Raw genomic sequence first — 11,595 nt, 5'->3', positions numbered from 1 at the left:
CAGGTCAGTCCAGACTGAATACCCGGACTGAAACAGGAGAAGCATCCAACAGGATGCTTCTCCCTTCGTAGCTCTCAGAAATCTACTCCGACCTGAGCAAACACATAGCGGCCCGGGATAAACCCTGAATACTGCGCAACAGCCGTATTGGACGCACCATCCACAACAAAAGGCGGCTGACGGTTGAACAGATTGTTGACGCCCGTATTGACCGTCCATCGGCCCGCCCGATAGCCCAGCGTCACATCCTGAAGAAAAACGCCGGGAGACCGCGTACGCCCGGCTGTCTGCGGCGCCAGGTCATTCGTGCCATCATTCCAGTGCATGCCACCAATATATTGCACCATGTAGGTCAGGCTGAACGCACCATGCTGCCAACTGACCGTGGTGTAACTCCGCTCACGCGGCATCCCGCTGCCTGACAGATACAGCAGCCGCCCCGTGTAATTCCGCCATGCTCCACCCGGCGTGTACTGCTGGAAATACCCGATCAGCTGCTGGTAGTTTTCGGATAGGGACAGGCTGTCCTGCCGCCCCAGACGCATCCGGTAAGTCAGGTCGATATCCAGACCGTTCGTGCGCAGACCACCGAGGTTCTGCTGAACAGCGGAAATGGCCGTAAGCTGACCGCTTGTGGACCGTGGGGACACAAGAGAGCAAAGCTGCGGTTCTGTCCCCGTATAGCATCCGTCCAGAATATACTGCGTTCCCGGTGCAGAAATCATGTTCTGCAACGTGTAGTGCCAGTATTCGACGGACAGCGAGAGATGCGGCACCCAGTGAGGGGTGACAACTGTTCCGATTGTATAGGTACGACCTGTCTCCGGCTTCAGAGCAGTGTTCCCGCCCGAAAGCGTGGGCAACTGTCCCACGAACGCTGAACTGAACGTCTCGGGATTGATCCCTTCCGAAAGGCACCTTGCCCGAACCGTTCCGGCCCGCGCTCCATAGGCCCCGGCCTGACTGCATGGGTCGGACGCAGACGGATAGCTCAGCGTGCGGCCGCCATAGAGACTGTAAATACTTGGCTGCCGATAGGATGTCCCCAGTGTGGCGCGGAATGCAATGTCCTGAACAGGTGTCCAGTGCAGCCCAACCTTCCAGTTCTTCGTCGTCCCGAAGGTATTATAGGCCGAGACACGACCCTGAAGATCCACAGTCAGATCCCGCGCCAGAAAAGCATGTTCGAGAAGTGGAATTTTCCCTTCGACATACCCTTCCATCACATGAAAGCCGCCACCCGTGTAAGCCGTTGTTGCGCCCGTGGAATCCCCGCGCTCCACAACGGGATCAGGCTTGTAGCTCAGTTGCTCGCTTCGGTGCTCCATCCCTAACGCCAGGCCGATCTGGCCGCCATGCCGGTATGGCAAGCTCAGAACATGGTTGTTATGGAAACGCAGATTGACGTCCCGCATCTGGTAATCTGCGTGATCATGCTGCGTGAACCGGACATAATTCGCGGCCTGTTCCGAATAAGGCGCGAACGGATTTTGCAGAACGCATCCTGACGCTGCCACGCAGATATCCGGATTATATCGCACCGCACTCGACGAGCTGGACGGATCAAGCTGTTCCGTACCGGTCGTTTCCAGCAGGTGGCGATAATTCACCATGTTCTGCGTCTGTGCCGTTAATTGACTGACGCCGTAAGTCATGGATGTATCGTACTGCCAGTCCCCGACAATGCGTCCCTTTGCCCCTCCCATGACGGTCCAGGTATCAACCGCGAAATCATTCTGCCGGTATCCGATATCCTCCATCCTCTTCGTCACGGCATAGTCCTTGCCCCACGGATTATCAGGGCTCCCAGCCGGAATGATCCACGAGGATGGAAGGCTGGACGGTGGAATACTGCCCTGAACCGGGGCTGGAGAAAGCTGACGGGACGCCGTGGTGTGGCTATACCGAACGTTGGAATACAGTGTGATATGTGCGTTCAGATCGTAATGAGCATCTCCGGACAGCGCCGCGTTCTGATGATAGTTCTGAAGCATTGACCCTTCGGCGAAGTTGTACAGATCCGAAGACTGAAACGAGCGAAAACCACCATTTCCGTCAGAGACCATTTTCTTTCCCGTTACGGGATTAAACGCCACGCCACCGGGAATGATGGAAGAGCCAAAACTCGCTGCGCCCGATGCAGGATTATCGTTCTGTGGAAGGGCAGCCCACCGGCGATCCCGCGAGGAAATCGGCCCGGTCGTATCGTACTGACCAAACAGCGTGACGTTGCCGCGCCCATGATCGAAATTGAAGCCCTTGTAGCCGGAAATCAGCCCAGACCGGCTATCCCCATATTGTGTGATACCACCCTTGATGGTCAGGTTGCCGCCCGTCAGATCGTGTTTCAGGCGGATATTGATGACGCCCGAAACGGCATCCGCTCCGTAAAGCTCGGAGCCACCGTCTTTCAGGATCTCAATCCTGTCAATCTGCTGCACAGGAATAGCATTGAGATCCACACATTCCGAACCTGCATTCATGGCCGTGCGTTTGCCATCAATCAGGATAAGGACACGCCCCTGCCCCAGATTTCGCAAGTCCGTGCAGGAGACACCTCCGCCACCATTCGTGCGCGTATTCGGCGTTCCCGATGATCCTACGGAGGGCAGTCGTGTCAGATAATCCCCAAGGGAAATAGCGGATGTTTTCTGAATATCCTTGGATGAAATGATCTGAACCGGATTGGCTGTCCTGTTGCCCGCACCTGCCAGATACGATCCCGTGACAACGATATCTTCCGACTTCGAGGATTTTACGCTCTCTGTCCGATCATCGGCAAAAAGAGCTGGGCTCCACATCATGCCGCCAACCAGAGCCGGACAGAATGGGAGAGCGGCTTTGGAGAAGAAACGGAGACGCATGGTCGGAAACACACTCAGATATTATGTTACGATATAACATATCTCTAGTAGTCTGATACCTGTTCCCTCAAGCGACAAACAATGACTGGCTCTCCTCGCCTGCGCGCAGTCGTGCTTTTGCAGATGTTATGATAGACAATCCGTCCCTTCTCTTCAGACAGTGCAGCAACAAGACCGATCCATGCCAAAGAGTCCGTTCCTTCTCGAAGCCCAGGCACGCGGCCTGATCTTCCAGTGCACCGACCTCGATGCCCTCGATGCCGCCATGCAGGCTGGACCGATCACCGCTTATGTGGGCTTCGATCCAACGGCTGACTCCCTGCATGTCGGGAATGCCATGTCCATCATGGCGCTGCGCCTCCTCCAGAAGCATGGTCATCGCCCGATCGCGCTCATGGGTGGCGGTACGGCCAAGATCGGCGATCCGTCCTTCCGTGACGAGGCCCGTTCGCTCATGACGAACGAGACCATCGCGCACAACATCGCCGGGATCGAACAGTCCCTGCGCCAGTTCATCACCTTCAACGATGAAGACCCATCCAGCGGTGCAATCCTCGCGAACAATGCGGAATGGCTGGACAAGCTCTCCTACATCAACCTGCTGCAGGATGTTGGGGTTCATTTCTCCATCAGCCGCATGTTGTCTTTCGAGAGCGTGAAGCAGCGCCTGGACCGTGAGCAGGGCCTGACATTCCTGGAGTTCAACTACTCCATCCTGCAATCCTACGATTTCCGTGAACTGAACCGCCGCCATGGTGCCGTGCTTCAGATGGGCGGATCGGACCAGTGGGGCAACATTGTCGCCGGTATCGACCTGACACGCCGCACAGATGGCAAGCAGGTTTTTGGTCTCACAACACCTCTCGTCACCACGTCGTCCGGCGTGAAGATGGGCAAATCCGCGCAGGGCGCCACATGGGTTCGCGCCGAAAAGCGCTCCGTCTTCGAATACTGGCAGTTCTGGCGCAACACGGAAGACGCCGATGTCGGCCGTTTCCTCAAGCTCTTCACGGATCTGCCGGTTGAAGAATGTGAGCGTCTGGGTGCGCTTGAAGGCGCAGACATCAACGAAGCCAAGAAAATCCTCGCTACGGAAGCGACCGCCATCTGCCATGGTCGCATCGCCGCGGAAGAGGCTGCCGAGACGGCACGCAAGGTCTTCGAACAGGGCTCCGCAACGGCCGCCCTGCCGGAAGTCGATCTTCCCGCCAACATGCTGGCAGAAGGCCTTCCAGCCTTCCGCGTATTTCAGGAAGCCGGTCTGGCTGCCAGCGGTGGCGAGGCCCGTCGTCTGATCCGTGGCGGTGGCGGACGTGTGAATGACGCTGTCATTTCAGACGAAAATCAGGTCTTCACGCTCGATGACCTGCGTGAAGGCACGCTGAAAGTGTCTTCCGGCAAAAAGAAGCATATTCTTATCCGGCCTGTCTGAATCTGACAGATGTCATGACGTCTTCATGACCACCTTCACTGTTCCGGATCATGGCGCATGTCATACTCTTTCCGGAACAATGGAGTCCCTGGTCATGACACGTCAGAAGAACTGGAAAGCCCTTTTCACAGACGCCGCGGGTCTGGCCTTCGCAGCGATCTGGGCCACGCGCGGCGCCACAGCCGCCCATCTTCCAAAACCCATCATGGTAGCGTCGCTTGCCGTTATCAGCCTGATGCTTCTGGCGGGATTTGCCTATCGTGACCTGATCCAGTGCAGACCGGAAGGTGTGAAGGATGCCGCCCTTCTGAGGCGGGTCAAGATCATGCGTATCGTCGCGATTACGGTTATGATTACGGCTGTCCGCTCTGCCCATCACGCCGAACTGCTCTACCCGCTCCTCGGCTGCATTATCGGCCTGTCCTACATCCCGATGGGCCGGGCCATGCAGGAGCCGGTCCATATCATTGTAGGCGGTGTGATCGTCGGCATCTCCGCTCTTTCTTTCCTACTGCCAGAACCGCTACATCTTGAAGTCGCAGGGTTCGGAACCGCGCTGGCAATCTGGGTCGGGTCTGTCCTGCGTCTGCGCAATTCCGGGACCTTTTCCGTCCCGTCAAGGAACGCTCTGCCCTCATGATGGCACCAGAGACCTTCATTCCTCTTCCCGGCAACAAGGAAGACAACTGGCCGAGCTTCAACCGGTATCGGGTCTCTTATCTCGTCTATCTGCTGATTTATCCCATTCCCTGGCTGATCCACGGATCAGCCACCATTCCGGCCGTCCTGTTCTCTATCGGCGCCCTCGCCGTCTTTTTGCTGCTCTACTTCGCCCCCTACAGGGACGACCGCTACTACGGTCTCCCCGAAATTGTTCTGACGGCATTACTGGGCTTTGCCACGTCCTGGACAGAGGCGGACTGGCTGGTCTTCAACATCTATGCCACGGCCATGTGCGCCTGCTTCCAGCGCCCCCGACAGGCTATTCTGACGATCCTTGGCCTTCAGGCCGCACTTTTCGGGTTTGTCTGGTTGCAAAACAAATCCATGCTCCATGCAGCCTTCGGCGCATTTTTCAGCATCATCACCTATATCGGCACATGGATGCAGTGGAAGCTTGGCATGCAGAACCTTCAGCTCCGCAAGGCCCAGCACGAAATCCGCACACTGGCCGCTACAGCCGAGCGCGAACGCATTGCGCGAGATATGCACGACCTTCTGGGACATTCCCTGACTGTCATTTCCGTCAAGGCCGAGTTGGCCAACCGTCTGTTTGAAACACAACCCGACCGTGCCAGACGGGAACTTCGGGATATTACGCAGATTGCCCGAACATCTCTCAAGGATGTTCGGGATGCCGTCACCGGAATGAATGGCGCCTCCCTCCAACATGAACTCGAGCATGCCCGCAAAGCCCTCGAAGCTGCGTCCATCACCCTGACCGTCCATCATGACAACCATCTGGCAGACCACCCGCAAAGCAGCGTTCTCGCCATGGCACTGCGTGAAGCCGTGACGAATGTGATCCGCCATTCGGGCGCCCGACACTGCATCATCAGTTTTGATTGCGATGCCGCTGGCCAGCCCTGTGCCATCCGAATTGAAGATGATGGTGCGCAGCAGTCTGGCAGAGCCCCATTTCCTCCGCAGGAAGGCAACGGCCTTCGCGGCATGAGAACGCGCCTTGCCGCTGCGGGCGGCTCCCTCATGCTCAACCACACCTCCCGTGGCCTTCGACTGACAGCGAGTATCACCCCATGATCCGTCTTATTCTGGCTGAAGATCAGGCTATGCTTCTGGATGCGTTCGAAGCTCTTCTTGGCCTAGAAGAAGACATGCAGATCGTCGGACGGGCGGCAGACGGCCAACAGGCCCTGCAACTGGCCCAGACCCTGCGTCCGGACGTCATCATCACAGATATCGAAATGCCGCACATGACCGGCATTGAACTGGCCGAGCAGATCCGTGAACAGGGGCTTCCCAGCCGCGTCATGATCGTGACGACCTTTGGTCGGGCGGGTTATCTGCGCCGCGCCCTTCAAGCAGGTGTACGCGGCTACATGTTGAAAGACGCTCCAATCACACAACTGGCGGACGCTATCCGCAAAGTTGCCGCAGGAGGGCGGGCCATCGCGTCCGATCTGGCAGAAGCCGTCTGGGATGCGCTGCCCGATCCACTTTCAGATCGGGAACGGTCTATGTTGCGTCTGGCTGAAGCAGGACGGACCAACAAGGACATTGCCGAAGAACTGTCCCTCTCAGCTGGAACCGTCCGCAATTACTTCTCGGAAATCGTGCAAAAGCTGGATGCCCGGAACAGGATCGAAGCCGGACGCATCGCAAGGCAGAACGGCTGGCTCTGACGCCAGCCGCCTCTCTTTTCAGGACGGCGCAAACCCCTGTACGCCAACCTGAAGCACAAATAATGATCCCGCCGCACACATGAAGAGATGATCGCGCTTTGGGCCTCCAAAGGTCAGGTTCGAACAGCCCTGCGGCAGCCGGATACGCCCAATCAGCTTACCAGCCGGATTGAAAACAAACACCCCGCACAGGCCAAGCGGACCGGACGCGCCGCACCACAGATTCCCGAACACATCCACACGGATACCATCCGGGTTCAACTGTGCGCCATTGAGCTTCATATCCGCAAAAATACGTCCGTTGGACAGGCCGTCACCCTTCACGTCATAGACGTGGATCGCCTGATCGCCGCCGACCTTCTGCCCTGGCCCTTTGGGCGTCGAGACAATGTAGAGCTTTTTGTAATCCGGGGAAAAACACAGACCATTCGGGTCCAGCAGGTCTTTTTCCTGCAAGACCGCCTGAAGCGTTCCATCGGGCGCAATGCGAAAGACATGGTCACTCTGGCGTTTCGTTCCGCCAATTTCGCCTGTCAGTTCACGGCCAATGTTCCAGCGGATTTTACCGTCCGGATTGGTCGGTCCACCGGGTTCATCCGCATGTCCCTCTGTGATGTTCGTTCCGTATCCGGGATCGGTAAACCACAGACTTCCATCAGGATGTGGCACAATATCATTGGGGGAGTTCAGCCCCTTCCCCTCGAACTTGTCCGCAAGAACCTTGACGCTCCCGTCATGTTCCCACCGCACCACGCGCCGGAAAAAGTCTTCGCAGACAACAAGCCGACCGTCGAAATCAAAGCAGTTGCCATTGGCCGCATAGCCATCAGGACGAAAATCCGTGATCTCTCCCGTTTCCCAGATATAGCGCAGCGCACGGGAGCGAATAACGTCGCTCAGAACCAGAAAGCGCCCTTCGCTGCTCCATGCGGGGCCTTCCAGCCAACCGCCCTGATCCCACACGCGGCGGATTGGCGCAGCAAAATACGTCAGACCACGGAAAGACGGATCAATCGCAATAACGTCCGGGTCCGGCAGGTAACCTGGCCCCGCTTTTGGGCCCCAGGCGCGTGGGGGCTGACTGACAACACTCGGTGGCTCGACCGTCCCCGGTATGGTGGCTGCCCTGGCTTTGATCGCCCCCAGACAGGCTAATCCGGCAGCACCAGACAGGACCTGCCGACGTGCCAGGGAAAGACCAGACCGGCTTTTATCTTCAGTCTGAACCTTCGTTCCTTCAGACATTGTTCCTAACTCCAGAGAGAACGCCTCTATTCTGATGCTTTTTCTGAAGAGCGGAAATCAATATTTCGAAAGAACCGAGAAATACCAAAGACTTTTACAAAACGGTGGATGTCGTTTCCTACTGCCCTTCGATTTCGATCAACCGCACGACCCGTTCCATAATCCGCTTTTCACTATAGGACGCGACGGCACGCTGGCGCCCGCGTTCCCCCATCAGGCGAGCCATTGGCAGATCCTGGGTCAGAGACCTCAGAGCCCGAGCGAGTGGCGCAGACAGGCCCGGCGGCACCAGATACCCGGTTTGCCCGTCCACGACCTGCTCCCGCGGGCCACGTACATCCGTCGCAACAACTGGGAGTTCCGTCAGCATCGCTTCGATGACGGACATGGGCAGACCTTCGAAATGGCTTGGCAATGCGAACACATCCGCCGCAGCCAGCAGGTCCGGAACGTCTTCCCGATACCCCAGCATCCGCAAACGGTGTCCCAGATGCTCTCGGGCTCTTTCAAAAGCCGGGCCTAAATCGTCCCCATGATCGGACGGCAGGCGCTCACCCACGACCCACAACTCGGCTCCCGGCACATCTTCCATGGCCCGCAGAAGCTCCGGGTGGCCTTTATGACGTACCAGACGGGATACCACGATCACGACAGGCCGATCTTCCGGAACACCCAGTTCCTTGCGGATGCGCGCGCGAACCAACGGATCAGCGCGATAACGCTGCGGGTCGCGCCCGTTCCCGATTGCAAGAGGGTGGCTGTTCAAATGCAGCCGTCGCGCATCCCGCGCCTCTTCTACAGAGACGGTCATGTAAAGCGTGGTAATGCGCCCCGCCGCCCATTCCAGAACAATAGACAGCAAACGCCGTGACAATGACCCGGGCTGATTGAACAGAAAGCCATGGCAGGTATAGGCAATGATCGGAACGCCACAGATCCGTGCGGCAAACCGGGCCAAAATCCCGCTGATTGGCATATGTCCATGCACGACATCGGGCTTTTCCCGCCGGATCAGCCGGACAAGCGCCACAAACGCCCGAAACTGCGCCACTGGGGACAGGGACCGCGCCATCGGAACCGCGTGAACAACGAACCCATCAGCGCGCACAGGAGCCAGATGAGGCCCCTCTGCACACGCCCCCTGAACGTCATGTCCGGCGTCGCGCAGGGCTTTCATCAACGGAAACAGGAACTGCCTCAGGGAGAAATCAACATTCGTGATTTCGAGGATTTTCACAAAGCGACCTTTATTCCGGGATGCGTTCCAGCAACCATGTCACTGTCTGCGAGACGGTCTGTAGCGGTTTGGTGGGCGGGGTTTCAGGTTTGAGCGCATCTGACTTCACGTCTTCCTGCTTCTCTGACCCGTGCGTCTCGGATTTTTCTACAACCGGAACCACCTTCCGAAGCGAGGCAATCACAATCTGCTTCGTCGCTTCCCGTCGGCCACGCGCCAAATAGACGTCATCTTCCAGCAGCAGCATCCCGCCCTTCTGGCGGAACCGCCAGATCATGCCCCCGACCTGAAGAATAATGTCCTCATCATCTCGCGTGACACGCACATCCGGATGAATGTGAAACCGCATGGCAAAAGGTGTTTCACGCTCACCTTCGAGCACCTCCTGTCCGCGCAGGTCCTCGCCATCTGCTCCCAGATATAGACGCCGCGTCCATTTCACACCTAATGGTGGATGATATCCATCATGGGACAGATCCAGCCAGTGCGCCTCGCCGCTGGTCTGATGTTCGCAGGTAACGTGCGCCGGGCGACGGGTTACATGCCCGTTCGGACCGAAATCTGAAGAGGACAGACCATCCGCGACCAGTACCGTATGAGAGGCACTGGCCCTCAAAGCCTGCTCCCATGCACCTGTCTGCGCGCTGCCACAGTTGACGAACAGACGATGTCGCTGGTTCGAGAACTCGAAAGATAATGTCCCTGCATGCGCTGTGCGGTCATATCCGGCAGGAGCAGGTACACCGTTATCAACAATCAGAAGGGATTTCCCCAATGCCAGCCGGGTGAATTTTCCCTGCGGCATAGCGGGAGCAATCAGCTTCTGCCGCGATCCCTGAGCCAGAACATCTTCCACCGCCGCGCTGTAGCGCTCGCCAGAACCATTAAAAACAGCCAGACCACCATCCCCATGACGCATGGCCCGCAAAACCGGACAGACCCGATCCAACGCCATATCGAGAACCGGAGGCACACTGGAATGGGCCGTACGGAACATGACGGACATTTCCGCCAGTTCGCGGGCTGTCTGGTACTGCGCTTCCGGTGAACGCTCGATCACCGCACCATCCGGCAGGATCAGACGCTCGATTTCGGAGGGCAGATACCGCAGAAACCGCGTCATGAAGCCGGAATGATCCGGCATGGCCAGTGCTGCCGCCAAAAGGCCACGCAGAGCCGTCAGAGCCCGCCAGCCCTGAGGTTCCAGCGGCAGAAGGGCTGCGATGGTCCGCCCTTCCACCAGCATTCGTTCCATCAGCTTCTGCTGAAGTTTCCGGTCCGCAGAAGCAAGACAGAACTCATGATTGGCAAGCCAGGACGACAGACGTGCCCCGGTCACACACGCGTCTTTTACCAGTGGATCGGTCGGCGCATGAGACAGCCAGTCGGCAACCAGCGCACGCGCCGTCAAACGGGCATCGTCACTGCCAAGGGCACGAAGATCACGCAGCCACGAAAAACTATGCAGCCACTGTTTTGCAGGTTCCGGCCAAGGACCGCGTTCCCACTTGCCACGGGGCAGATCGTAGTCCTGACGATCAAACCGGAAACGACCCGCGACAAGGCGGGCGCCCTGCTCGGCATCCCCTTTCCACGGGTCACGATAAACATATACCGGCCCCTCAAGAGCGGCCCCACCAACAGGCAAACGTGCGAATGAAAGCTTTGCGTCCTTGATCCAGCGACTAATGGGCATCAGGCGCTGTCTTCCTTGAATGGACCTTCAAGGGCGTGAATGGCGGCATCGCGATCCGCTTTTCCGAAGATCGCAGACCCTGCGACCAGCATCGTCGCTCCGGCTTCCACCACCCGCGGCGCGGTCGTCGGGTCAATTCCGCCATCAACAGCCAGAACGATATCCCGCCCACTGTCTTCAATCATGCGGGACAGTGTGCGGATTTTTGGAAGCTGGCTTTCGAGGAAGCTCTGACCGCCAAACCCCGGGTTCACGGTCATGACCAGAATGATGTCCACCAGATCAAGAACCTGAGACAGTGCTTCCGGCGGCGTTGCCGGGCAGATCGCGATTCCCGGGCGGCACCCCAGAGCCCGAATGGTCTGGAGCGTCCGATGCACATGGGGGGCATTTTCCACATGCACCGTGATGTGATCCGCACCGGCCTTTGCCGTGGCTTCCAGATACGGGTCCACCGGATCAATCATCAAATGCACATCGAACTTCGCGTCCGTGTGCTTTCGCAACGCAGCGATAACCGGCGGGCCGAAGGAGATGTTCGGCACGAAATGACCGTCCATCACATCCAGATGCAACCAGGGCGCACGGGAGATGGATGCAATCTCATCTCCAAGACGGGCGAAGTCGGCAGCCAGCAGGCTGGGGGCGACAATGATCGGGGATCGTTCTGTCATGATCTATGTATCGGCAAAGCAAACTCCAGACGCAAGACAGTTCCGTACGTGCCCGCGTGTTCGTGAGCGACAGTCGCTCCGGAA

General features: G+C 57.8%; 9 protein-coding genes. 4 read left to right on the top strand and 5 right to left on the bottom strand.

From position 1 onward, the window contains the following. Positions 1-74: 74 nt before the first annotated feature. Positions 75-2,864 (bottom strand): TonB-dependent receptor domain-containing protein, encoded by a 2,790-nt coding sequence (locus tag HKD32_RS05845; protein ID WP_194257683.1) that lies wholly within the window; start codon positions 2,862-2,864, stop codon positions 75-77. Positions 2,865-3,045: 181 nt separating this feature from the next. On the opposite strand from HKD32_RS05845, the gene tyrS reads away from it, so the two are divergent. The 4 genes from tyrS to HKD32_RS05825 are packed head-to-tail and all read left to right on the top strand — an operon-like array spanning position 3,046 to position 6,659. Further along, positions 3,046-4,296: a tyrosine--tRNA ligase gene (tyrS, locus tag HKD32_RS05840; protein ID WP_062017388.1), complete on the top strand. Its 1,251-nt coding sequence runs from the start codon at positions 3,046-3,048 to the stop codon at positions 4,294-4,296. Positions 4,297-4,321: 25 nt separating this feature from the next. Continuing rightward, positions 4,322-4,936 (top strand): hypothetical protein, encoded by a 615-nt coding sequence (locus HKD32_RS05835; protein ID WP_194257682.1) that lies wholly within the window; start codon positions 4,322-4,324, stop codon positions 4,934-4,936. Continuing rightward, positions 4,933-6,057, top strand: a complete 1,125-nt coding sequence (locus HKD32_RS05830) for a sensor histidine kinase (protein WP_194257681.1) — start codon at positions 4,933-4,935, stop codon at positions 6,055-6,057. Before HKD32_RS05835 ends, HKD32_RS05830 begins: the two co-directional genes overlap by 4 nt. Further along, positions 6,054-6,659: a response regulator transcription factor gene (locus HKD32_RS05825; protein ID WP_010504055.1), complete on the top strand. Its 606-nt coding sequence runs from the start codon at positions 6,054-6,056 to the stop codon at positions 6,657-6,659. The genes HKD32_RS05830 and HKD32_RS05825 overlap by 4 nt, the downstream gene beginning before the upstream one ends. Positions 6,660-6,677: 18 nt before the next feature. Here HKD32_RS05825 and HKD32_RS05820 read toward each other — a convergent pair whose 3' ends face one another. From HKD32_RS05820 to rpe, 4 genes are all read right to left on the bottom strand, one after another. Further along, positions 6,678-7,904: an SMP-30/gluconolactonase/LRE family protein gene (locus tag HKD32_RS05820; RefSeq protein ID WP_194257680.1), complete on the bottom strand. Its 1,227-nt coding sequence runs from the start codon at positions 7,902-7,904 to the stop codon at positions 6,678-6,680. 118 nt (positions 7,905-8,022) lie between these two features. Continuing rightward, entirely contained in the window at positions 8,023-9,141 is a 1,119-nt protein-coding gene (locus tag HKD32_RS05815; RefSeq protein WP_061931991.1) for a glycosyltransferase family 4 protein, read from the bottom strand. Between the two features lie 10 nt (positions 9,142-9,151). Continuing rightward, a complete protein-coding gene (locus HKD32_RS05810) occupies positions 9,152-10,837 on the bottom strand; it encodes a heparinase II/III family protein (protein WP_061931989.1) in 1,686 nt (561 codons plus the stop codon). Then, positions 10,837-11,511: a ribulose-phosphate 3-epimerase gene (gene rpe / locus HKD32_RS05805; protein WP_010504064.1), complete on the bottom strand. Its 675-nt coding sequence runs from the start codon at positions 11,509-11,511 to the stop codon at positions 10,837-10,839. The genes HKD32_RS05810 and rpe overlap by 1 nt, the downstream gene beginning before the upstream one ends. Positions 11,512-11,595 lie beyond the last annotated feature (84 nt).

This window comes from Gluconobacter japonicus, from assembly GCF_015244665.1.
GTDB classification, from domain to species: domain Bacteria; phylum Pseudomonadota; class Alphaproteobacteria; order Acetobacterales; family Acetobacteraceae; genus Gluconobacter; species Gluconobacter japonicus.
Note: the sequence above shows the minus strand (reverse complement) of the source record. Positions and strands in the feature narration are given on the sequence as shown.